18 protein-coding genes are annotated in these 25,026 nt (G+C 41.5%); 3 read left to right on the forward strand and 15 right to left on the reverse strand.

The window, feature by feature from the left end:
* The first annotated feature begins 8 nt into the window (after nucleotides 1–8).
* Nucleotides 9–1,496, forward strand: a complete 1,488-nt coding sequence (locus G7092_RS26440) for a RagB/SusD family nutrient uptake outer membrane protein (RefSeq protein WP_166094433.1) — start codon at nucleotides 9–11, stop codon at nucleotides 1,494–1,496.
* Between the two features lie 89 nt (nucleotides 1,497–1,585).
* On the opposite strand, the gene bioD is transcribed toward G7092_RS26440, so the two are convergent.
* The 4 genes from bioD to G7092_RS26460 form a co-directional block, all read right to left on the reverse strand.
* Nucleotides 1,586–2,203 (reverse strand): dethiobiotin synthase, encoded by a 618-nt coding sequence (gene bioD / locus G7092_RS26445; protein WP_166094435.1) that lies wholly within the window; start codon nucleotides 2,201–2,203, stop codon nucleotides 1,586–1,588.
* Nucleotides 2,196–3,323, reverse strand: coding sequence for an aminotransferase class I/II-fold pyridoxal phosphate-dependent enzyme (locus G7092_RS26450; RefSeq protein ID WP_166094437.1), 1,128 nt, complete (start codon nucleotides 3,321–3,323; stop codon nucleotides 2,196–2,198). Before G7092_RS26450 ends, bioD begins: the two co-directional genes overlap by 8 nt.
* A 58-nt stretch (nucleotides 3,324–3,381) precedes the next feature.
* The gene (locus G7092_RS26455) at nucleotides 3,382–3,753 is read right to left on the reverse strand and encodes a DUF4890 domain-containing protein (protein WP_166094439.1); all 372 of its coding nucleotides are present in this window, start codon (nucleotides 3,751–3,753) and stop codon (nucleotides 3,382–3,384) included.
* Between the two features lie 74 nt (nucleotides 3,754–3,827).
* Nucleotides 3,828–4,604, reverse strand: a complete 777-nt coding sequence (locus G7092_RS26460; protein WP_166094441.1) for an XRE family transcriptional regulator — start codon at nucleotides 4,602–4,604, stop codon at nucleotides 3,828–3,830.
* Between the two features lie 86 nt (nucleotides 4,605–4,690).
* Here G7092_RS26460 and G7092_RS26465 point away from each other — a divergent pair, with 86 nt between their 5' ends.
* The gene (locus G7092_RS26465) at nucleotides 4,691–5,047 is read left to right on the forward strand and encodes a GIY-YIG nuclease family protein (RefSeq protein WP_076370463.1); all 357 of its coding nucleotides are present in this window, start codon (nucleotides 4,691–4,693) and stop codon (nucleotides 5,045–5,047) included.
* On the opposite strand, the gene msrB is transcribed toward G7092_RS26465, so the two are convergent.
* From msrB to G7092_RS26485, 4 genes are all read right to left on the reverse strand, one after another.
* Entirely contained in the window at nucleotides 5,037–5,513 is a 477-nt protein-coding gene (gene msrB, locus G7092_RS26470; RefSeq protein WP_166094443.1) for a peptide-methionine (R)-S-oxide reductase MsrB, read from the reverse strand. The two genes, G7092_RS26465 and msrB, sit on opposite strands and share 11 nt — an antisense overlap.
* Nucleotides 5,514–5,666: 153 nt before the next feature.
* Nucleotides 5,667–6,269 carry a fasciclin domain-containing protein gene (locus G7092_RS26475; protein WP_166094446.1) on the reverse strand — a complete coding sequence of 201 codons (603 nt, stop codon included), beginning with the start codon at nucleotides 6,267–6,269 and terminating at the stop codon, nucleotides 5,667–5,669.
* A 120-nt stretch (nucleotides 6,270–6,389) separates the two neighbouring features.
* Entirely contained in the window at nucleotides 6,390–9,605 is a 3,216-nt protein-coding gene (locus G7092_RS26480) for a DPP IV N-terminal domain-containing protein (RefSeq protein WP_166094448.1), read from the reverse strand.
* A 175-nt stretch (nucleotides 9,606–9,780) separates the two neighbouring features.
* Complete coding sequence (locus G7092_RS26485) at nucleotides 9,781–12,117, reverse strand: penicillin-binding protein 1A (RefSeq protein ID WP_166094451.1); 2,337 nt, start codon at nucleotides 12,115–12,117, stop codon at nucleotides 9,781–9,783.
* Nucleotides 12,118–12,397: 280 nt separating this feature from the next.
* On the opposite strand from G7092_RS26485, the gene G7092_RS26490 reads away from it, so the two are divergent.
* The gene (locus G7092_RS26490) at nucleotides 12,398–13,276 is read left to right on the forward strand and encodes a polyphosphate kinase 2 family protein (RefSeq protein ID WP_166094452.1); all 879 of its coding nucleotides are present in this window, start codon (nucleotides 12,398–12,400) and stop codon (nucleotides 13,274–13,276) included.
* A 167-nt stretch (nucleotides 13,277–13,443) separates the two neighbouring features.
* Here G7092_RS26490 and G7092_RS26495 read toward each other — a convergent pair whose 3' ends face one another.
* The 7 genes from G7092_RS26495 to G7092_RS26525 all read right to left on the reverse strand — a co-directional run bounded on the left by G7092_RS26495 (nucleotide 13,444) and on the right by G7092_RS26525 (nucleotide 25,024).
* Entirely contained in the window at nucleotides 13,444–13,809 is a 366-nt protein-coding gene (locus tag G7092_RS26495) for a magnetosome magnetite crystal formation protein family (RefSeq protein WP_166094454.1), read from the reverse strand.
* Nucleotides 13,810–14,092: 283 nt separating this feature from the next.
* Nucleotides 14,093–16,696 (reverse strand): GH92 family glycosyl hydrolase, encoded by a 2,604-nt coding sequence (locus tag G7092_RS26500; protein ID WP_166094456.1) that lies wholly within the window; start codon nucleotides 16,694–16,696, stop codon nucleotides 14,093–14,095.
* Between the two features lie 423 nt (nucleotides 16,697–17,119).
* A complete protein-coding gene (locus tag G7092_RS26505) occupies nucleotides 17,120–20,260 on the reverse strand; it encodes an efflux RND transporter permease subunit (RefSeq protein ID WP_166094458.1) in 3,141 nt (1,046 codons plus the stop codon).
* Nucleotides 20,261–20,387: 127 nt separating this feature from the next.
* On the reverse strand, nucleotides 20,388–21,491 hold the full coding sequence (locus G7092_RS26510; protein WP_235953941.1) for an efflux RND transporter periplasmic adaptor subunit: 1,104 nt from the start codon (nucleotides 21,489–21,491) through the stop codon (nucleotides 20,388–20,390).
* A 22-nt stretch (nucleotides 21,492–21,513) separates the two neighbouring features.
* Complete coding sequence (locus G7092_RS26515; RefSeq protein WP_166094459.1) at nucleotides 21,514–22,788, reverse strand: TolC family protein; 1,275 nt, start codon at nucleotides 22,786–22,788, stop codon at nucleotides 21,514–21,516.
* A 189-nt stretch (nucleotides 22,789–22,977) separates the two neighbouring features.
* Nucleotides 22,978–23,763 carry an amidohydrolase gene (locus tag G7092_RS26520; protein WP_166094462.1) on the reverse strand — a complete coding sequence of 262 codons (786 nt, stop codon included), beginning with the start codon at nucleotides 23,761–23,763 and terminating at the stop codon, nucleotides 22,978–22,980.
* Nucleotides 23,764–23,878: 115 nt separating this feature from the next.
* Entirely contained in the window at nucleotides 23,879–25,024 is a 1,146-nt protein-coding gene (locus G7092_RS26525; RefSeq protein WP_166094464.1) for a methionine aminotransferase, read from the reverse strand.
* Nucleotides 25,025–25,026 lie beyond the last annotated feature (2 nt).

The following is a 25,026-nucleotide window of genomic DNA, read 5'->3' on the forward strand; positions in this document are numbered from 1 at the left end:
AGTTTAATATGAAAAAGTTAAAATATATATTCTTACCACTAATTTTTGTGGCATTAAGTATTACCGCTTGTAAAAAAAGCTATCTGGAAACAGCGCCTACAAGTCAGGTTGATAATTCTGGTGTTTTTACAACTACTACTAATGCGATGGCAGCATTAAACGGAATTCACCGTTCTTTATATACACAATATAATAATACACAAAACCAGGGTGGGGAAAGTGGTATTATGATCGATCTGGACATGCTTGGTGAAGATCTTGTGAATACAAGTGCAGGCAACGGATGGTTTAACAATATGTACAAATGGATCTCGCACAGGAGTGCTACCTCCATTGATGATAAATTTCCCTACCAGTTTTATTATCAAATTATTGTTAATGCTAACTTTATAATTGAAAAAGTAGGAGGTGCAACAGGCCCACAGGCCGACAAAGACCTAATAAAGGCGGAAGCGTTATGTTACCGCGCTTGGGCTCATTTTGTATTGGTACAGCTTTATGGTAAACGATACGACAGTGCTGGTAATAATACACAACCGGGAGTGCCAATATTAACTACAAGTACAATTACTCCGCAACCACGTGCCACTGTTGAGGCTGTTTATACTCAGATAAATAAGGATATTGATGATGCCGTGGCCTTATTTGCTACTGCTACCGCCAGCCCTAATAAATCACATTTCAGCATTAATGTTGCTAAGGGTTTAAGGGCCAGAATTGCTCTTACTCAAGGCAACTGGGCTAAAGCAGCACAAAATGCATCTGAGGCCAAAGCCGGACTTTCGTTGATGAGCAACGCCGATTATACCGCAGGATTTAATGATTATAAAAATGTTGAATGGATGTGGGGAAGCCATCAGGTTGAAGATCAGACACAGTATTTCTATTCATTCTTTGCCTATATGTCGGCAAACTACAACTCTAGTAATATCAGGGCCAATCCTAAAGCTATCAATTCATTGCTTTATGATCAGATAGCAGCTACCGATATCCGGAAAACATTATGGGATCCAACCGGTAAAAACACAGCATTTCCTATTCCTACTTCTACAAGTACAAGAGCTAAATACATGAACAGAAAGTTTTTAGTTGCCGGTACAACCAGTATTGGCGATGTACCTCATATGCGTGTAGCCGAAATGTATCTGATCGAAGCAGAAGCGCGTGCAAAAGCAGGAGAAACGGCCAATGCACAAGCTGTACTTTACACCTTAGCTAAAAACAGAAACCCCGGTTATGTACAGTCTACTAATACAGGTGATGCCTTAATTAATGAGATCCTCATTCAACGAAGAGTTGAGTTGTGGGGCGAGGGTTTCCGCTTTTTAGATTTAAAGCGTCTTAACCTGCCATTAGACAGGAAGAACTCAAACCATACTACTGCTTTAGCACAAACACTAAGTGAGGTTGTTGGTGATGTAAGATGGCAATGGCTTATTCCTCAGGATGAGATCAATGCTAACCCGGCAATTGGGCCTTCAGGTCAAAATCCATAATTTATTTCGCAATAAAAAAAGCCGTATCCTATTTAATAGGATACGGCTTTTTTTATTCATAATGCAGAGAGTCAACGTTTGAAATTGTATTACAATACAATGTAATTACCTGCTTCAATTATTGTTTTGGGGTTAATGTTATCAAAAGAGGGTACATGTCCAAGCTCTGTTACCCCTGAGTAATTGAGAATAAATGTTTTTGAATAGATGTCCTTATCTCCATTAAATACAATGCCCATTACGGGTATATCATATTGTTTGAGCATACTAAGCGATAGCAGGGTATGATTGATACTACCCAGGTAATTTTGTGATACCAGTATCACCCGCGCATTTAATTGTTTGATCAGGTCAATGATTAATCCATTGTCATTCAATGGAACCATTAGTCCCCCGGCGCCTTCAATAACCAATTGATTATGGGTTTGTGGGGGAATGATACTTTTGATATCTATTACAATCTTATCAATCGCAGCCGATTTATGTGGCGAAAAAGGCTGTGTTAAACGATAAGCCTCGGGGTAAAAACGGGTGGTTTTGTTTGATATAAGGCTCTGTACTTTTAAAGTGTCGCTGTTATCCAGGTCTCCGGATTGTATGGGCTTCCAATAATCGGCTTTCAGTTTTTCTGTTACAATGGCCGAAATAATCGTTTTACCAACCCCGGTGCCTATGCCGGTAATGAATATGGGTTGTTTATCAGGCATTTATAAATTGGTTAATAATGGTGGCAAGTTTGTTTATATCACTGGCTGTATTAAACGAGTGCAGACATATTCGTATTCTTTCGGTTCCGACTGCAACAGTTGGACTAACTATAGCTCTAACATCAAACCCTTTATTTTGCAAAATGTTTGCTATTTCACGGGCTTTGTCATTGTTCCTGAATACGATGCATTGAATAGAACTATCGCTATTTAATAGCGGATACGTGCTTTCCTGCTTAATTTGTTCTTTAAACAGCTTGATATTGTTTTTAAGACTAATAATCTCCTCTTCTGCACTATTTAATAGTCTGTAAGCCATTTTTATGGAAGCCAGCTGATGAAAGGAAGCAGAGGTTGTATAAATAAATGAGCGGGCAAAATTGGTCAGGTATTGTCTTAATATATCGCTGCCCAACATAATGGCACCATGGCCGCCCAGTGCTTTACCAAATGTAACTAATGACGCGAACACCCTGTTTGATAAACCAAGTTCTGTTACCAGGCCCAAAGGATGTAAACCTACAGCGTGAGCTTCGTCAACAATTAAGTGTGCACCGTACTTTTCGGTGATGTTTAATATATCTAATAATGGGGGAGTGTCCCCGTCCATGGAGTAAATGCTCTCTACTACCACGTAACAGTTTCCTTTAGCTAATTTTAGTTTAGCTTCCAGGCTTTCGATGTCGTTATGTTTAAAGCTGTAGCGATTGGCATAGCTTAACCTGGCACCATCAATGGCCGAAGCATGGATCAGTTCATCCAATATAATAGTATCGCCCCGTTGCGCCAGTGATGACAATAAACCCAGGTTAGCATCGTATCCTGAATTAAAAAGAAGACCGGCCGGGTATTGATGATGAGCAGCTATAATTTTTTCCAGGTCTTCGGCATATTGTAAATTGCCAGATAATAACCGTGAGCCGGTTGAGCCATTTAAACTATGCGGATGATTTTGTACTTCCTGATCAATGAGGTGTTTTAAGATTGCCGACCGTGCAAAGCCGAGATAATCATTTGAACAAAAATCAATAAGAGCACTTTCAGGTTTTAACGTCCTGTAAGCGCCCGATGATTTTCTTTCATCCAGTTTCTTTTTTAGATGTATTTCTGCAGCCGTCAAATGGAAATGATTTGTGCAAAAATATAAAAAGCGACTTAGCGCCGCTTTTTATTATCAATTAATTTTGCGAGCCGCCTCCGCCGCCTTGTCTCATTCTGCCCATTCTTTCTTTCATCCAGGCATCATAAGCTGTTGCTTGTTCCGGAGTTAAAACTGCTTTGATCTTATCATTAGTTGCTTTCATCATCGGCATCATAGCGCTTCTCATTGCATCCCTGTCGCCATTGGCAGCTGTTCTTACGCTATCCATTTTGGTAGCCTGTTCTTTATATATGGCGGTTACTTTAGTGGTTTGATCGTCAGAAAGCTTGAGCTGTGTTTGCAGATCTTTAGCCCTGTCTTCCGGACTTTTTCTCATACCGCCACCTTGTGCACGGCTTACCGCTGAAATCCCGATGAGAAAACAGCACATTAACAACAATTTTTTCATAGCTTTTTAATTTATTACGTTTTATAATCTTAGGATAAAGATATATCGTAAAGGTTTAAATAAGCCGATGTAACTTAATTGTTGCTTTGTTGTAAATTGGATATAGAGCGCTGCATTTGAGCCATCATACTGGTGAGGCTTTCCATCGTAGGCTCGGGAGTGGGTTGTGGTAACTGCGTGGAGATATAGCCTTTTGCTTTCCATATTTCCAGCACATCTTCTCCGTTTATTTCGTAAGGTTCGTAAACGGGATTATCGGATATCAGTTTGAGCTTTTTGTTTTCTTTAAATTTATTGCCGATGCGTTTATATACAACACCATCATTTTTGGATATCACGATATAAGTTTCGCCACTTTTAATATCAGCCCAGTTTTCCAGGTATTCGCCTATAATAATATCGCCCGATAATATAGGCAGCATCGAATCGCCTTTTATCTCAAAGGCCCGAAAGGTACCTTGTTTAAACATGGGCAGATAAAACTTAGGTAATTGAGATACATATTCCGGATCGGCATAGCCATTCAGATAACCCGCGCTTGCTTTGAGCGGTACCATTTCAATGTTCTCGTTATCTTCTTTATCAACAGAGATACTTAGTATACGCAGGTTGGCAGGATTGCCCTTGGGCTTAGGTGCCCATTTTTCATCGATGGTTTCGTTAATAAAGTCATCAATAGTAACGTCAAAAAATATTGCTAAAGTTTTTAGTAGTTCGTATTTGGGTTCGGCCCTTTCTTCTTCATATGCGCCTACTAATGAACGTTTTATACCTAACTGATCGGCAAATTGTTGCTGGGTTAAACCCTTCTTTTTGCGGAGAAACTTAATATTTTGTGAAATTATTGACATAAAATTTGCATTTGCTAAAATTATTAGTAATTTTATGCTCATAAAGTTAGTAATAAATATTGGTTCACCAAAATTTTTATCATAAAATGAAACGTTTTGTATATATCATCACCGACAGAAACAGGAAAAATCTTCACGTTGGTTTATGCTCAGATCTTGTAAAAACACTGCAATTTTATAGCGATATGCCCACTTTGTTTTTCGACAGCGCGCAGCAGCTTAACCGTTTGGTTTATTTTGAAGAGATCAACACCGAAGAGCAGGCTATGGAACGTTTTAAAGTAGTGAGTACCTACACACGCCCGCAAAAAGAAAAAATGATCAGACCTGTTAATCCTGATTGGGTAGATCTGACCATTGGCCTAAAATATGAAAGTGGGTTGCGTGTAAGGCCACAATTACGCCCATCAGTAAATGCTAATCGCCGGGCGGTTACTTTTTAATAAACTTTAATGCGCCTGAGTTCATACAATATCTTTTGCCTCCGCGATTGGTGGGGCCATCATCAAAAACATGACCCAGGTGTAAACCGGTACTTTTTTCAATAACCTCGTCGCGGCTCATGCCATAACTGTCGTCATGCACAATGGCAACTTTTTTAGAATCGACGGGTTTAACAAAGCTTGGCCAGCCCGTGCCGCTGTCGAATTTATCTTCAGAGCTAAAGAGCACTTCGCCGGTAGCAGCACTTACATAAACACCTTTTTGGTGGTTGTTCCAGTACTCGTTTTTATAAGGCGGCTCTGTTCCACTTTCAACCATAATATGGTATTGGTTGGGCGTTAATGATTTTTTCCACTCTTCTGCCGGTTTGCTCAGCTTTCTTTTGGCATCCTGTCCGCTGCTATTCTGGCAACCGAATGCGGTTACAGCAAATAATATCGCTATGGCTAAAATTGATCTTTTCATTTGGAAGTATTTAGTCAACATAAATAACCTGATGAGTTACTAAGCCCATCTGTGTTTTTGTATGTTTAGTCGTTCATAGCAACTAAACCTTACAATTTATTATATCTTAAATACGTAGCGCTGCTTTAGGCAGATTGTCACCTATCTGTATTATTATACAGCCTTTGGTTTGGGTAACAATACTTTACTGATGATATGTACTACACCGTTGCTTTGTGCAATATCTGATCGGCTAATGATACATTGGCCACCGGTTTCATCTTCCAGTATGATATTATTATTACCGTCGGTTTTAGCAATGAGTTTACCACCGCTAATGGTAGTTAAAGTGGTTGATCCTTTGTGTTTATTGATCCGCTTGTGTAACTCTTTGGCACTAAATTTTCCTGCGATAGCGTGATAGGCTAGTAGATGAGTTAATTCCCAAACGTGTGCTGGTTTTAAAAGCGTATCAAGCTTACCGGGCGGTAAACTTTCAAATGCTTCATTAGCAGGTACAAATATGGTAATCGGACCTTTGCTTTCATAGGTTTCGGCGAGATTGGCCGAATTAACAAATTTATAAAATATGGACAGATCTTTATCTGCGGCTATATTTTGTATAATATCATTGGCAGGTTGCATGCTGTCGCCAGCAGTACTTTTCATCGAACCTAATGCCGGCACATTGCCAACAGGGTCGGTATCAGCTGCCTGGGCAAGTACGGCGAAGCTACACATCATCAGAGCCAAACTCAACAACAGTATTTTTTTCATTTCAGGCTGCAAATATAAACAGATATTATTTCATAACTATTTTGAACCATTTAGGTTTTAAATAAAAAAAAGCGGCTTTAGGGCCGCTTTTGCTTTTATTACTTTTATATGATCATCATTCTACCATCCGGGCGTAAATCCTAAACCAAATAATGGTTTTTTAACATCGGTGCGATTAAATGGAACGGCCAGGTAGGGCTCCAACACAAAAGCTCCAAATACGTTAATCCTTAATGATATACCCGCGCTTAGTGCCGGAACCCTGCCGTATACCGGTTGAGTAACTGGCTGTCCGTTTACTATGGAAGGTGTACCATCGTCATTAAGCACCGGTTTTTCGCCAATTACCGGTGGGTTTTTCTGGAAATAAATATGATCGCCGGCGTTCCAGGCTAAACCGGCATCGAAAAATAAGTTAAGATCGGTAAACAGGAACTTTGATTTGATTTGGGCCAGCTTCTCGGGGCCGGTAAAAGGTAATCGTACCTCGAAATTAAATACCGCGATTCGGCTGCCTGATAACTGATCAATAGTGAAGCCGTTTGTTCCTGCTCTGCCGTTGTTGTAAAAAGTTTGCCCTTCGTAACCACGGATATAGAATGGATAGCCCACATATAAAGGGTACAATCCTGTTGCATCACCACCAAAACGTCCGTACCCATAAAAGCGGGCAGCAAAGGTAACAGGTTCAACCCGCACGTATTTTCTGAGATCGATAGTTGGCGCAAAGAAATGGTAGGTGCCAAAGTTGTATTCTGCTTCCAGTCGATATCTAAATCCGTTGAGCGGTGCGGTTACACCAAAAAAGGAATTATCGCCCACCAAAGCGGTTGATACGTTGAAAAGCGAATATGATTTTAAGCTGGTACCGATTAGCTTGCTTTCATCATCATTAGCTATCTTTTTCTTATCAGATGTTAAATAATTTTGGGTGATGGTTTTGCTTTTATCAGCATTAACAGTGGTATCTAATGCATAGTAATCGGCATAGCGATCTACCCGGTAGGAGTTATAAGAAGCTCCGGCTCCAACCTCAAAACGTGTTGTTTTGGAGATAGGATAGGAGGTGAATACCCTGGCAGCATCTTCAAAATTGCGTATGATATCAATATTATCTGACAAAACGGTTTCGTTTTTTCCGCTCACGCTTTTTGTTGGGAAGGTTTGTGTTTGTACACCAAACTGGTAAGGGATATGTGATATACCAAAGCCAAGATTCCAGCGGCCAGTTTGGTTTACGTACGTGATCGCTGCGCCGGAGTCATATATCTGTCCGTTAACAGAGGCTGCCGCGAATATCTGATTACGGCCCAATATATCACTGAAAACGCCTTGTATTCCGCTTGATAAACTTGTGCCGTAAAAGCTACTCACGCCAATGCCAATACCACTGCCAGCTAAGTAATCAAGCTTAAACTTGGGTTTGTAGGCGATGTTGACAACCGAATCGGCCGGGATTTTTTTATAAGCCAGATAGTTATTCAAATTAGAATTAATCAGATCTACACCAACGGCGCGGGCTGGCGGCAGTATACCAGCGCTAAAGTTTACATCGGTAGCCTGCAATGTCACCGGTTTAAAATCGGATGCCTTTGCGTTATACAGAGAATATTTTTGGGCGCGATAATAAGAGTAAACCACATCATCATGACTGGAGATGCTTAAGGCCGGTGAGTATTCGGTAATGCCGCATATACCTGTAAACAGATCAGTCATCTGCTCAATTTTACCACTAGCCGGGGTATAACGGTACATATTGCGAAAGCCATCGCGGTTGGATAGAAAGTAAATCTGCGAACCATCGGCAGAGTATTGCGGGTTGAGATTGTTGGAGCCGTTGAATATTTTAATGTCGGTTATTTTGCCCGTGGCCAGGTCAAGCTCGGCCAGGTTAAACGGGATATCCTGTTCTAGCGACTGATCATAAGTGGTTCTGTCACTTGAGAAAATGATCTTTTTACCATCCCTCGAATAGCTTGGCTGGTAATCGGAATATTTATCGTTGGTCAGCTGGGTGACTTTTTGGGTGTCGAAATTATAGGAGTACAAATCGCCCTGACCTTCGGATAGCCCCTGGAAAACAATATCCTTACCAGTAGGCGACCAGGACAGGTTGCTAAATTGCTCGGCTTTCCCCATCGAAACATCATTCAGTGTATTGCCGCTGGCTACATCAACCACAATCATCCGGTTTCGTCCTTTGCTGAATACACTGAAGGCGAACCTCTTACCGTCGGGCGACCACGCACCAGCCGATTCTATAAAATTAAACTCATCAATATGCGTGTTTGATACCTTGCTTGTGAGCTTTCGCAGGATGCGCCCCGTATGTGCATCGGCAAGATAAAGATCTATAGAAAACAAGCTTTTAGCCGATAAAAAGGCCACATAATTACCATCGGGACTTACAGCTGGCGCCACTACCAAATCGCCACCTGTTTTGCTATCAACCAGTTTCATACCTACTGGCTTTTGAACCGTATCTTTTAGAAAAGGTTTATAAGTGTTTTGGATGGAGGTTTTCCACAGGCGCGACAGGGTCTTATCATCATACCCAAAGCTACGCCTGATGCCATAATTAAGACCATAGCGTGCTGTATTTTTAAAGAAGGGTACAATTACCGTATCGCCATAAGTTGAACCCAGGAACGACCAAAATGCCTCGCCATAGCGATAAGGGAAATACTTATTGCTTTCTGTAAGGTCACGTACCGAGGGGATATCATGGTTCAGATACGCGTCCCGCATCCACATGGCTGTGTAGGTATCTTTTTTACCTAAGGACAAGTATTCGGCCATACCCTCAATCATCCAGAGTGGGATGTTGTTGATCTCCTCAAAACTATCGCCTTCACCAGCTTGCAGCGCACGGTACTGAAATGCGTGCACCAGTTCGTGCCCGATAACGTGGCGGGTGGTTTGGTTGGTTTCCATCACGGGCATTACTACGCGGTTTTTCAGACCCTCGGTAACACCGCCGGTACCTACACCAATTTCGCCATCAATGGCAGTAGTTTGCTGAAAGTCGGGGTGATTGGCGTAAAGGATGATAGGATTAGCAGTTTTAAATGTATCCTTAAAAACCTGCTGATGTAATGTATACCACAATTCGCTTTCCTGCGCGAAGCGCTTTACCATACTATCATTTTTTAAGTAATAGTAAATTTCAAAATGCGGGGTTTTATATACTTTAAACTTGAGGTTTTTATAGCGCACTTTATTTTGCCCGAAATACTGGGCATGGGCACCAGTACTTATCAATAAAGAACCTATAATACAAAGGAGTACAAAAGTGAACTTTTTGGCCTTATTTGATAAGGGGTAGTGTTTATTCATAACTTAACTAATAGATGACATCGCTAATTTAATGAAAAATATGTGTGGATTTCAGATGTGCGAATATGCAGATGTGCGGATGTGCAAATAATTGAAACGAATCATCCATTCATCATCTGCACATCTGCATATTCGCACATCTGCACATCCGTCTGCATCTGCACATCGACTCACCCTATTTATTGCCCGGTGGTGTATTTTCTGGATTTTCGGGTGTAGTAGTTGGTGTTGCCGGTACAGGTATTACGTGCGTTGTATCAATAGGGTTGCTTGTACTGTCAACTGCGGCGGTATCGGCCACTATTCTTGGTGACGGACAATTGTATTCCTTGGTGATTTTTACCCATGGTTTCGGGAACGACCCATAGGTGTAGCCTGATTTTGGATCGGCATAAACTTTTTCCATAAAGCGGCCAAATATAGGCAATGCCGTATGTGATCCTTCGCCGGTTTCGGAAGTGGTGAAGTGCACGCTACGGTCATCGGCGCCAACCCATATACCGGTTACTAAATCTTTGGTGATACCCATGTACCAGCCGTCAACATAGTCGGATGATGTGCCGGTTTTACCACCTATCTGGTTATCCTTTTTCCACAGACCGGGGTATTCCCACAGAGCTTGTGAGGTACCACCCGGTTCTTCCATACCTCCACGGAACATATAAAGCATCAGCCAGGCTGTTTCCTCGCTGATCACCCGTTCGGTTTTTAAAGTAAATTCTTTCAACACGCTTCCGTCCTGATCCTCAATTCTGGTTACCAGTATCGGGTCCAGTTTTTCGCCTTTGTTCAGGAAGGTGCTATAAGCCCTCACCATTTCAAAAACCGAAACATCGTTTGAGCCTAAGGATACCGATGGTACCGACTTGAGCGGACTTTCAATGCCGCATTTATGGGCATACTCTACAACTTTATCCCAGCCCACTTTTTCTGTCAGCTGCGCGGTGATGGAGTTTACCGATTTGCCCATTGCCCAGCGTAAAGACATTTCGCGGTACGAGAACTTGAAGTCGGCATTGTTAGGCTGCCAAACTTCGTCTTTGCCATTGTCTTTATATTTAATGGTTACGGGTTTGTCGGTGAATTTATCACAGGGGGTAAAACCATTATCCAGCGCGGTTAAATAAGCAAATGGCTTAAAGGTTGAACCCGCCTGGCGGCGCGCCTGGTTTACGTGATCGTAATTAAAGAAACGGTGATCGATACCGCCTATCCAAACCTTTATTTTGCCTGTTGATGGCTCCAGCGTCATCATACCGGTATTCAGGATCTTCGCGTAATATTTAATCGAGTCGATGGTTGAAAACGTAGTATCCTTTTCGCCGTTCCAGGTAAAAACGGTCATCCGTTTTTTCTGTTTAAAGTATTGTTGAATTTGAACGGTATCGCCCTTGTATTTCTTTTCCAGCAGGCTGAATATAGGCAGACGTTGTTCGTTTTTCAGGATAAAATCTTTGATCTCCACACCCTTGGAGTCGCGCCATGGATTTTTATTACCCCACAAATTGTTAAAACGCTTTTGCAGCATCTTCATTTTCTCGGCAACTGCTTCTTCGGCGTATTGCTGCAGGTGAGAGTCGATGGTGGTATATATTTTTAAACCATCCTCATACAGGTTATAACCATTTTCTTTGCACCATTTATCCAGCCATTTTTCAACCGCGCGGCGCAGGTAAGAGTCGCCATGTGAATCTTCTTCCACATAGCTCAGATTAAGTTTTATGGGCGATTTGAAGCTGGTATCATAGCCGGCCTTGGTCAAATAGCCGTATTTCTGCATCTGTCCTAAAACCGTGTTACGGCGCTCCAGCGCACGATCTGGGTTTTTAATAGGATTGTAGCTCGAAGTAGCTTTAAGCATCCCAATAAGCAATGCGGCTTCGGCTGGGGTAACTTTATCAGGTGTTTTATTAAAATATTTTAATGAGGCGGTTTTAATACCAAAAGAATTATTGCCAAAAGGTACGGTATTTAAATACAGGGTAAGTATTTGCTCCTTATTATAAACGTGCTCAATTTTGAAGGCGGTAAGCCATTCCTTACACTTGTAAACTACAGTGCGGATTACCGGGATATGTTTAATAAAGCCCTGTGATTTCCGCTTCCTGGTCTCGAACAGATTTTTGGCCAATTGCTGGGTAATCGTACTGCCACCGCGGCGTTCGCCTTTGGCAGTGGATAGCATACTGGTAAAAAATGAGTAAAAATCAACCCCGTTGTGTTTGTAAAAACGCACGTCTTCGGTGGCAACAAGGGCGTTGATGAGGTTGGGGGAGATGTTTTTGAGCTCCACAGGTGAGCGGTTCTCTTTATAGTACTGGCCTATCAGCTTACCATCGGCGGTATATACCTCAGAACCAACAGACATTACGGGGTTTTTAATGTCTTGCATATCAGGTGAGTAACCCGAAAGCCAAAGGAAATTGAGTTCGATACAACAAAAAAAGATGATGACGAAGTAAATAAATATGGCGAAATATCTTAAAAATCGGTTTCGTATACGTCGGAACATTGGGTAAAGATGTAAAATAATGACACTAAATCATAGTATCAAACAAATATTAATATATACAGTTTACATAAAAGTTACAGTATACCCATCACCAACCTGTTTGTAAGCATAAGGCATTAAATTTTCATTACCTTAAAACCGTATTTATAGAGGTTCGGTCAAATTTGAATTGACTTTTATGGGTATGGATAATTATAAATTTAAATAAACAGTACCGTTATCAACGCAATTTTAACATCTAAATTTTAAGTTGGCAAAACTGTAAAGCAATTTTTTTAATATGAGTAATATAATTAACAAGTTTAAGATCGACAATGGCAAAGGTTTTTCGCTTAAAGATCATGATGCCGCTTATGCCGATGGTTTTGAAAAAGACGATGCCAAAGATGTGCTCACCGCACTGATAGCAGAAACATCCGACCTGCAAACCGAGCTTTATGCCGCCAATAAATATGCGCTGCTGATTATTTTTCAGGCGATGGACGCTGCAGGTAAGGACAGTGCCATTGCGCATACCTTATCGGGGCTAAACCCTCAGGGTTGCCAGGTATATAGTTTTAAGCAACCCAGTACCGAAGATTATCAACATGATTTTTTATGGCGCCATTATAAGACCCTGCCCGAGCGTGGACGCATTGGTATCCATAACCGCTCGCACTATGAAAATGTACTTATCACCAAAGTACACCCCGAACTGATATTAAAAGAAAACCTGCCTGGTGTAAATAGTGTAAAAGACATCGACTCTAAATTTTGGGATAAGCGTTATGAAAGCATCCGGGGTTTTGAAGAGCACCTGACTAATAGCGGGACGGTGATCATTAAGTTTTTTCTTAATGTATCAAAAGACGAACAAAAGGAGCGTTTTTTACAACGGATAGACGACCCTAAAAAGAACTGGAAATTTTCGGCATCCGATATTGAGGAACGTGGATATTGGGACGATTATATGGCCGCGTATCAAAAAGCCATCCAGGAAACCGCCACTAAGGATTGTCCCTGGTATGTAGTACCCGCCGATAAAAAATGGTTTACCCGCATAGCTATCTCCAATGTGATATTGCAAACTTTAAAAGACCTGAAATTAAAATACCCGGTACTTCCAAAGGAGGAAAAGGACAGGTTGGATGAATGCAAAAAAATGCTGCAGAAGGAGTGATGAGTGTTAGTACATAAGAAATACTTACGAAGTTTTTAAAACTTCGTAAGTATTAAAAATATAAAATGGTGTCATGCTGAGCTCTGTCGAAACATGGTGGGCAGGGCCTCTGCGCACAACTCTTCGACAGGGCTCAGAGTTGACACCTTTTGCTCATTAGAAATGCCTTATATACCTGAGAACATTGATTGTGCTCTTTCGCCGATAAGTGGTATAGGCTTGCTTTCGCCATTAATGGCACCTATAAAGCCTATTACCCATAAAACAAATAGGCCAACGCGGATTATCCAGAAAAGTGAATAACCAATAGTATACCCTCCGGAGAAAAATATAGCCGCGAAAATAGCCGAGGCCGCCCAGTAAATAACTATGGACGCGATGTGAAATAATAAGGTTTGTCTTAACTGATAACTTGCCTGCGCGGTTTTATTATCCTTGTACAAAGCGAAGTAAGCGATTAGCCAACCGATGATAAAAAAGTAGCTTACAATTCCTGCTGTTTTGCCGTCGTCTTTTGATGGAATGTCATTCATGGTGATTGATGATTTAGATTTTATTATTTATTAATTAAAGCTAACCATATTTGTAATCAAATGTTTTATTTTTTTGTAAATCATGGTATTCGGGGATGCCGTAGGAGGTTATAGAGTTTTAGAAGTGCTGGGAAAGATATTAGAAAAAGTGGAAAATAGCTGTCATTTCGAACGAGGTACGAGGAGAAATCTTATAGATAAGATAGACTACTCATATAAGATTTCTCCTTCCAGTCGAAATGACAGCGTTGCGTGGTAATAAATAAAAACACCGAAAGCTCATTTAGTTTTCCTTCACAAAACTGGCCTCATCAACAAAACTGCTTTTTCCATTTACAATGGCTATAGCTTTAATTGTTGTATTGGCCGAGATGGTAACCGGAGCCGTGTACAATACAGAACCGGCTGTTGGTGTCGATCCATCAAGCGTGTAATATATTTTAGCATCAGCATCCGAGCTTTTGATCTGGATGCTGAAAGGTTGTTTAAATGTTTTGGATGGCGCTATGATATACGGATTGGCCACGATGAGATTGTCGGGAATGGCAGATACCGGTTTCTCGAGGTCCTGCAAAAACAGTTTGTTGGAGAGCCTGCCGGTAAATACTTCAAACTCGCCGCCCTCGGCCATATCACTGTAATTTAAATACAGTTTATTATATGATTTTTTGGCGAGGCTCATGCCCTGCAGATAAGTATTAGCCCGGCTTATACCCGCTCCTGAATTGGTGATGGTGAATTTTTTACCATTCTCGAGATAAACCGTAGCCTTATCAAATTGGGGGATACCTACCATAAACTGGTTTTGCCCGGGCGCAATATTATAAATACCCAATGAGCTCATCACGTACCAGGCCGACATCTGCCCGCAATCCTCATTACCCGCAAGGCCATCCGGTTTTTCGCTGTATTCCTCGCGCAGGATACGGTCTATATAAAATTGGGTTTTATCGGGCGAGTCGGTAAAATTATACAGGTAGGCCATGTGATGACTTGGCTCGTTGCCATGCGCATACTGGCCAATTAAACCGGCCACATCAGGCGGGGCGTTGCCGCTTAGTTTTGATTCGGTGGTAAACAACTCATCCAACTTGGCCTCAAAGGCTTGTTTGCCGCCCATGCGGGTTATCAGGCCATCCACATCCTGGGGTACCAGGAAAGAGTATTGCCAGGAATTGCCCTCGGTATAATTACGGTTAATGTCGGTAGGGTTAAAAGGAGCGAACCAGCCTCCGTTGATACGGGCCTGCATAAAACCGTTCTGATTATTATATACGTTTTTCCAGTACTGCGCACGTTGTATGTATTCGGCATAGTCCTGGGGCTTATCCAGCATTTTGGCCATTTGGGCAATGCACCAGTCGTCATAAGCATACTCCAACGTTTTGGAAACAGATGCCGGTTGACTATCGGCCTGTACAGCGCCATTTTTACGGTAATTATCCAACCCGAACTGATCGCGGTTTACGGCGGCTTTCATGGCGGTAAAAGCTTCGGCAGTATCAAAATCACGGATACCTTTGGCATAAGCATCCACAATAACGGGGATGGAGTGGTTCCCGATCATACAATAGGTTTCGGTACTGGCCAGCGGCCATATAGGCAATAAGCCACCCTGCTCATACATAGCCAGGAAAGTTTTAATAAAATCACGGGTGCGTTTCCGATCGATCAGTGTAAGTAATGGATCTTCGGCGCGGAAGGTATCCCATAAGGAAAACACGGTATAATAATTAAAGCCCTGCGCGGTATGTATGTTTTGATCAAGCCCCAGGTATTGCCCATCCACATCGTTATAAATGTTGGGTGCCAGCATAGCATGATACAGAGCGGTATAGAAAATGGTTTGTTTGATGTGGGAATAATCGGGCACCACGGGGCGTTTCTCTTTAGGTACACGACCGGTACCACCACCATTTGCCCGGAGTTCTGTTTGAGCCGTTTGTGTGGCCTGGGCAACGGTAGGGGCACCGCCTTCTACCTGTATCTTGTTCAGTTCGGTATTCCAGATGGCTCTTGCTGCTTTTTGTACTTTTTTAAAGTCGAAATCAGGTACTTCGGCATCCAGGTTTTTTAAGGCGCCTTCGGCGCTTACGGAAGATATACCTACTTTGGAGATCACCTCACCAGGGTTATCAAACTGCAGGTACATTTTGATGTTTTTGCCTTCTGCCTTTGTCTGGCCCTCCTGCAACTGATCGTTACTGGCTATGCCATAAGTTTTAAAAGGTTTGGAAAACTTGGCATAAAAGTATACCCGCTGTCCTTTGGCCCATGACCTGGATTCGCGGAAGCCACGGATTTCATGGTCGTTCAACACTTCAATCCAGGAATCGGTCACAATATCGCGGTGTTGCAGATCAATGATAATATTGGCCTTTGGCGTGCTGGGGTAATTATAACGGTGCACACCAACCCGTGTAGTGACGGTAAGTTCTACACCTATGTTGTATTTATCAAGCAGGGTTTTATAGTAGCCTGGCGAGGCTATCTCGTTTTTCTTTTTAAAACCAGAACGGTAATCGGTGTTTTTAAACTGCGGATCGCCGGTGGTGGGCATAAATAATACATCGCAATAGTCGGCAATACCTGTACCGCTCAAGTGGGTATGCGAAAAGCCGTATACCACTGTATCCGTAAAATGATAACCCGAACAGCCATCCCAACCGGTTAAGCGCGTATCCGGACTCAACTGTACCATACCAAAAGGTAGCACAGCGCCGGGATAAGTATGCCCATGCCCACCGGTGCCGATAAAAGGGTCAACCAGTTGTGCATAATCTCTCTCTTTTTTCTTTTCGGCTTTTTGGGCCAAAACAACAGATGTAGTGGCAAATAGTAAAGAGAAGGTTAAAACATTCCGGAGTGCAAATTTTATAGCGGACATATAGGTAAACGCTGTTTATTATATCACGCAAATTAAAACTTAAATGTTACAATTAAAAAACGTAAACCAGGGGAGTAAGGATTAATGGAGCAACGGTAAAGTACCAGACTGCTAAGTGGAATTATGAAAATTCTGATTCAGACTGATTTTTCGTATATTTGTATATGCCAAGAGCCCCGGTTTTCAATATTCATGAAAACCGGGGCTCTTTAGTTAAGGTCTGCAAGAGACAAAAATGAGCTATTTCGTATTTAGTTGTTTGATTATCAATTTATTAATACTTTTTAAACCTTTCAAAACACCTCTAAAATTTGTTAAAAAGTGTTAAAATCGATATTTTTTGAACAGATTCTAACACTTTTTAAGCGGTTTTTGATCGTTTTTAGTCCTGTTTTTTGTTAAAATCCAAGGTTTAAAAAGTTTTTAAGCGTTACGTACTACTCCCATTTTTTTCAAAAGCTTGCGGTTTTCGCGGCGATGAATCAAACGGTAAACGATGGCATAAATAATAGGTAATATGAGCAGCGTCAATATGGTTGATGTTACCAAACCACCTATCACTACGATAGCCAACGGTTTTTGAGTTTCGGAACCTATACCAGTTGATACGGCCGCCGGTAGTAATCCAATAGCAGCCATCAGGGCAGTCATCACTACCGGGCGAACCCTGGAAATTACGCCTTCCAGTATAGCTTCGTTAAGGTGCATCCGTGCTTCGAGATTTTTTCTGAAAACGGATACCAATATAACCCCATTTTGAATACATACACCAAATAAGGCTATAAAGCCGATACCTGCCGATATACTAAAGTTGGTGTTTGTAATATGCAATGCCAGGATACCACCGATAAGTGCAAATGGTACGTTCATGATAACCAATATTGCATCTTTGGCGTTGCCAAAGGTGATGAATAGGATCAGGAATATAACCAGTAAACAGATAGGCACTACGTGAGCTAATGTATTGGAAGCTCTGATCTGATTTTCAAATTCACCGTTCCAGGTGAAAGAGTAGCCTTGGTCAAGCTTAACGGCGGCATTTACTTTCTGTTGGGCTTCGGCAATGGTACTACCCAAATCGCGACCACGCACCGAGAATTTAACCGCTATATAACGCATATTGTTGTCGCGGTAAATAAAGGCGGGCCCGGTTTGAGTGGTTATGTTTGAGATTTCTTTGATGGCAATTTTGGAGCCGTTCAAAGTAGGTACCATTAGGTTTTCGATCTTATCCTGGGTGTTCCTGAACGCTTTTTGATAGCGAATCCGGATGTCAAACTTGCGTTCACCCTCGTAAAGAGTAGTGGCGGCTTTACCACCGATAGCCATTTCAATAACAGCATTGGCATCGGCGGTGGATACACCATAAAGTGCCATTTTGCGCTGGTCAAGCTCAATACGGAACTCCGGCTGGCCCAGGTTACGCAATACGCCAAGGTCTTCAACACCCTGAACATGTTTCAGGATATCCATGACAGAATCAGCCTTATGGTCGAGTACAGTAAAATCAGGTCCGAATATTTTTACAGCCATAGAAGCAGGTACACCGGCAACGGCCTCGGCCACGTTATCGATAATAGGCTGTGAATAGTTAAAAATGATGCCAGGGAACTGACTCAGTTTTTTATCAATATTGGCGATCAGTTCCTCCTGGGTCAGACCACTTTCCCATTGATCTTTAGGTTTTAAGTCGACCTGGATCTGTACGTTAAAGAAACCCTTAGGGTCGGTACCGTCATTGGTACGCCCCACCTGCGACAAAGTCTGTTTTACCTCAGGAAAAGTCGACAATACATCGCGCATCTTATTGGTCACATTTACTGAACTTTCTAATGACGTACTCATCGGTAGTTGCGCGGTTACCCATAAAGCCCCCTCATTAAGTTGTGGTAAAAACTCGCTGCCTAAAAATTTGGCCGAGAAGAAGGTTACCGCCATAAAGGACACCGCCACAATTAAGCTTAGCTTTTGATTGCGATAAGTATAATTAAACATCCTGCGGATGCCCTTCTCAAAGAATATAACGATAGGGTTATGCTTTTCCCTAACGTTTTTACTTAGTAATATACTGGATAGGGCAGGAACCAGGGTAAGTGTAAATATTAATGCCCCCAATAAGGCAAAGCCCAGGGTGTAAGCCAATGGTGAGAACATCTTACCTTCTACCTTTTGGAATGCAAAAATTGGCACTAAACAGGTAAGGATAATGAGTTTGGAAAAGAATATGGCTTTACCCATTTCGGAACCTACATTTTTAAACAGACCCAGTTTGGCTAAACCATTAAATTTTTGCATACCTACTTCTTTGGCTCGATGGTCAAGGGCCACAAATATTCCCTCTACCATCACCACAGCGCCATCTATAATGATACCGAAATCGACGGCACCCATCGAGAGCAGGTTTGCGCTCATACCTTTTAAGCGTAAACAGATAAAGGCAAACAATAACGCAAGTGGTATAATGACGGCCACAATAAGTGTTGTGCGCCAGTCGGCCATAAACAGGAATACAATAACAGTAACCAGAATAATACCCTCGCACAGGTTATGGATAACTGTTTCTGTACAAAAATCCATCAGGTTAGTACGATCGTAAAAAGTATCAATCTTAACATCCTTAGGTAAGATGCTATTGTTCAGCTCGGCAACTTTGTCGCGTATCCGTTTTAAAACTTCTGCAGGGTTTTCGCCTTTACGCATTACTACGATACCTTCAATAACGTCGTTATGCTTGTCGCGCCCAACCTGGCCTAAACGGGGCAGGCCACTTTCTTTAATTTCGGCGACATCCTTGGCCAGTATGGGTACATTGTTTACATTTTTGATGATGATGTTCTGGATCTCATCAATGTTGTTGATCAAACCAATACCACGTACAATGTAGGCCTGGTCGTTCTTTTCAATGATATCACCACCTACGTTGATGTTACTGCGGTTGATAGCATTATAAACATCAAGTGAGGTAAGGCTGTATTTCTGCAGCAAAGCAGGGTTAACGCTTACTTCGTAAGTTTTTTCTTCACCGCCAAAGCTGTTTACGTCGGCAACGCCTGGTACCGATTTAAACTGGCGATCGAGGATCCAATCCTGAATGGCGGTAAGGTCGTGGATGGTTTTGGTGCGGCTTTTAAGTGTATAACGGTATATTTCGCCGGTAGGACCGTATGGTGGTTCTACTTCTGGTTTTACACCATCGGGTAAGTCTGCATTACCCAGGCGACTTAATACCTGTTGCCGGGCAAAGGCATCATCTACGTCATCATCAAAAATGATACGGACATAGGATAAACCAAATGAGGAAGTAGTACGCAGATTAGCCTTTTTTTGGACAGAGTTCAAAACGGTCTCCATAGGTATGGTGATCATTTTTTCTACCTCTTCGGCACTTCGGCCCGGCCATTGCGCTATAATGATGATCTGCGTATTGGTAACATCGGGGAACGTTTCAATTGGTGTATTGAGGTAGCTCCATATACCCAGCACTACCAGCACCAGCGTCATGAAAAACACGAAGTAGCGGTGCCTTAATGAAAAGTAGATTATATTTTTAATGAATTTATTCATTTTAGTATCTTGTAATTAATTTAGTATCAAGTAGCTAGTATCAAGTATCAAGATCTTTTGGAGACCATAAATATCACGCTTAGAGGTCATGATACTTGATACTAGCTACTTGATACCAATAAAAAATCTATTTATCACCCATTAACGCATCATAAAACAATAGTTGATTCTTAGAGATGATCTTATCACCTGCATTTAAGCCTGAGGAGATATAGCTTACATCATCAACTGTTTTGATCACGCTTACTTCGCGTACTTTTAAATCGCTTTTACTATTGTACACTACTACGTAATATTTGCTGTTATCAAAAATAACCGCTTTTGCAGGTACCGCTACCGATTGAGCTTTATCGTTATTAGAGATCACTACGTTGGTAAACATTTCAGGCTTCAATAACATATCCGTATTGGGCAATACGATCTTAATCTTCATTACCTTGTTATCAGGGTCAAGAACGGAGCTGATGGCATCAACCTTGCCTATAAATACTCTACCCGGGTAAGCTACTGTGGTAACTTTGGCTGTATAACCTACTTTTACTTTACTAATATCAGATTCAAACACATTGGCCCATATCCACACATCTTTCATGTTGGAGATGGTGAACATGTTGCCACTATTATCGGGGCGAATAAAACTCCCGGCAGTAATGCTTTTTTCAACAATAAAACCACTCTCAGGGGCTTTGATGATCAGTGAGCCACTTGCCGACGTGTTGCCGCCGCCATTGATGGCAATTTGCTGTTGAATTTTAGTGCTGGCTGCTGCAGCTTTATTATAGTTTTCTTTGGCTTCTGTATAATCTCGCTCGCTTGATATGCCATTTTTGTATAGATATTCGGCCTGCTCCAACTGGCGTTTTGCAATAGCCAGGTCTGACCGGGTTGCTGTGAGATCGGTGTAATTACCGGCAATATCCGCACTCCGCATTACAGCCAGCGTTTGACCTTTGGTAACCTTATCGCCCAGGGAAACTTTGACTTCCTGTATTTGTCCCCCAGCGAAAGGGAATACTTTGATCACGTTGTTGTCATCATAAGATACCTCACCCGAAAGGCTAAGTTCATCCTTCATGGCAGTGGTTTTGGCCGTATCAATAGTGATCATTCGCGCCATAGAGTCGCTAACGGTAACAGGCAGGTTTTCTGCTACAGGCTGGGGCTTGCCTTTGCAGGCGGCAAGCAATAGTAAAGCGGAGATGCCGGATAACAGCGTTTCTCTTTTCATCATTATTTTATATTTATAAAAATTATCAGGATTTAATTACAGGAATACCGATGGCAAAATTGAGATCGGCAATAGACTTTTGAAGATTATACTGCTGTTGCAAAATCTTAAGCTTGGTATCTTTATAAGTATCAAAAAAATCAACAAACTCAATCAGGCTGATCTGTCTTTGCTGAAAGCTTTTGAGCATACTGCTAAATAATTTATCGTACTGCTCATTAAATTCAACCTGCTGGGTAGTAAACAGCTGTTGATTTAATTTATATTGATTTACAGCAGCGACAACATCATTTTTAAGTTGAAACTCACTTTGTTTTAAAGTGCTTTCCTGGCTCTGTAGATTATACTTGGCCGATTTGATGTTACCCTGGTTACGATTAAAAAAGGGCAGAGGGAGGCCAATTTCTAAACCATAATAGTTAGGCGCATAGTTGCTGTTTTTATCATATGAAGCGCCAATGGTGATATCCGGAACCGCTAATGCACGCTGATAAGCAAGGTTATGCGTGGCCGAGTTGAGTTGATACTGGTTCGACAGGTAATCGGGTCTGCTGGCTTTTGCTTGTTCAATTAATGAAGGAATGTCAAGCGTTACATTTTCTGTTGGCTTATCATTAATGATGGGATCAACAAAAGCAGTTTCTTTGGTTTGCAGTAAAGTTTTTAGTTCGGTTTGAAGGTCATTAATCTGGCGATTATTCTCTACCATATCATTCTGCAGCCCAAAAAGCAAAGCTTTAAGCCTGATCAGATCTTTCATAGAGGTATTACCCGCATCATATGATTTTTGAATGGCTTTTACCAGGTTAGTGGCTGAAGTGATCTCATTTTCATAAACCCTTTGTTGAGCGTTAAGCGTAGCCAGCTGACTAAAATCAAGCCGCAGATTGTAGCGCAGATTGCGCATCAGGTCATTGAAAGCGGCCTCCTGTACCATGGCATCATCCTTGGCTATTTGTACCTGTTTGCCTCGCTTGCCGGCAGTGGTAAACACCTGGTTCAGTTGCACAAACACTTGTCCCTGGCCTTTACGGTGGTCAAAGAACTTATTGCTTCCGCTGGTATGAATGTTTTGATCGGTACTTAATACAGGATTGTCCCAAAGCTTAGCCTGTTGTATGAGCGCTTTTGATGCTTCTACATTATATTTTTGGGCTAAAAGGCTTAAATTGTTTTCAAGAAATTGTTTCTCGGCGTCCTGGAAGGTAAGTTTGAGTGTGTCAGTTTGGGCGACTGCCCCGTTTGTACTAAAAATAAAAAGTACGACTGATAAAAAAAGCAGGGGTTTTATCTTATACATAGTCCTAGTTCAATTCAACTTTGCAAACATTCACAATAGGTATGAATTTTCCATGAAGATAGTAAATGGCCGAATTTGAAACCTTGGTATAAATTAAATTTAAATTATATTTAGCACCGACTTTTGTAAAATCATTCAGAATCAGCTGAATATAATAAGTAAGAAGAGGAAGTAATGAATTTGTAATAGTTAGATTTCGATTTCAAAAGTATCAGCATCCTTTAAAAAAGGCAATGCACGGCGTGCTTTTATCACTTCATCGGCTATAATAGAGAAGGTGTATACATCATCTTCATCGCGTTTATAATATACCACGTTACCATTTGGGTCGATACAAGTAGAATCACCAGAGTGGTAAACCTCGTTGCCATCATGCCCTACACGGTTTACGCCAATCACATAGCTTTGATTTTCTACAGCACGTGCCGGTAAAAGGGTACGCCAGTGTAATGCTCTGCGTTCGGGCCAGTTGGCCACAACAATGAGCAGGTCGTAGGCGTTTTCACTAATATTGCGTAACCATACGGGGAAACGCAGATCGTAGCATATCACCGGGCAAATTACCCATCCGTTAAGTTTAACAAAAAGCTTCTCGTTACCTGCAGTATAGGTGTTATGTTCTTTACCTAATGCAAAAAGGTGCCGCTTATCATAATGCTCATAAGTACCATCAGGCCGCATCCAGATAAGGCGATTGTAAAACTTACCGCCTTCTTTTATAATAATGCTGCCGGTTACTACACAATCATATAGCTGTGCTGTTTTGAGCATCCATTTCATGGTTTTATCATCCATGGATTCTGCCAGTTTCTCGGCATCCATGGTAAAACCGGTGCTGAACATCTCTGGCAATATGATAAGATCCGTTTTTTCGCGTATACCACCTGATAATCTTAGCGATATATTCTGTAAATTTTTATCGGTATTTTCCCAAAAAAGGTAACCCTGAAAAACAGTAATTTTAAGATTATCCATAAGCAGTATTTTAGTAGTTCATAGATGACAGATCTTTGTCAAAATAAATTACAATTGATCTATCTCATTGCTATTAACCAAAATTATGGTTTATATACAATATATTAACCATAAATTAAACCTTCAATAACCTATCAACGGCTTTATCTAAAGTTTCTTGCCTTTTGGCAAAACAAAATCGCAATACATGGTGGTCGATCCCCTTGGTGTAAAATGCAGAAACAGGTATAGAAGCTACCCCGTTTTCTTTAGCCATACGAATAGCAAAGTCGGCATCCTTTTCATCTGTTATGTTGCTGTAACGGACTGACTGAAAGTATGATCCGTAGCAAGGTAGCAGCTCAAAACGGGTTTGTTCAAGCCCTTTTCTGAAGTAGTCTCTTTTCTGCTGAAAAAACTCGCGTAAACCTAAATAGGTTTCTTCATTTTTTAAGTATTCGGCAATGGCATATTGTATAGGTGTGTTTACCGCAAATACTAAAAACTGGTGGATCTTCCTAAACTCATTCATCAGGTGCTCAGGGGCCATACAATAGCCTACTTTCCAGCCTGTAGCATGAAAAGGTTTACCAAATGAAGCCACTATAAAGCTACGTTGCTGCAATTCAGGATACCGGGCCATGCTATGATGTGTTTCTCCATCGTATATCAAGTGTTCATATACTTCATCACTCAATATCAATATGTCCTGGTTTTTAACTATTGCGCTCAACTCGTCAATATCATGCTTGTGCAGTATAGTGGATGTTGGATTTTGCGGCGAGTTAAGAATGATCATTTTAGTTTTATGATTGATCAGTCTTTTTACCATATCCCAGGCAATACGATAGTTTGGTGGCTCAAGCGCCAATGACTTTACAACGCCTCCCATCAGTTTGATAGCCGGTGCATAGCAATCAAAGGCGGGCTCAAAAATAATCACTTCGTCATTGGGGTGTATAACCGCGCTGATGGCCGTAAATATAGCTTGAGTGCCACCAGCAGTAATAGTGATCTCAGTATCCGGATTATAAACTGCTCCGTATAGTTTTTCTGTTTTCTCGGCAATTTTTTCACGAAGGCTCACTACACCTGCCATCGGGGCATATTGATTATGACCATTTTTCATAGCCTTATTCACTAATTCAATAAGCTCCGGAGAACAATCATAATCTGGAAAACCTTGTGAAAGATTTATTGCACCAACCTCATTGGCCAAGGCCGACATGATGGTGAATATGGTTGTGCCAGTTTGGGGGAGTTTAGAAACAACGGGTATCATCG

It is taken from the genome of Mucilaginibacter inviolabilis (assembly GCF_011089895.1).
GTDB classification, from domain to species: Bacteria; Bacteroidota; Bacteroidia; order Sphingobacteriales; family Sphingobacteriaceae; genus Mucilaginibacter; species Mucilaginibacter inviolabilis.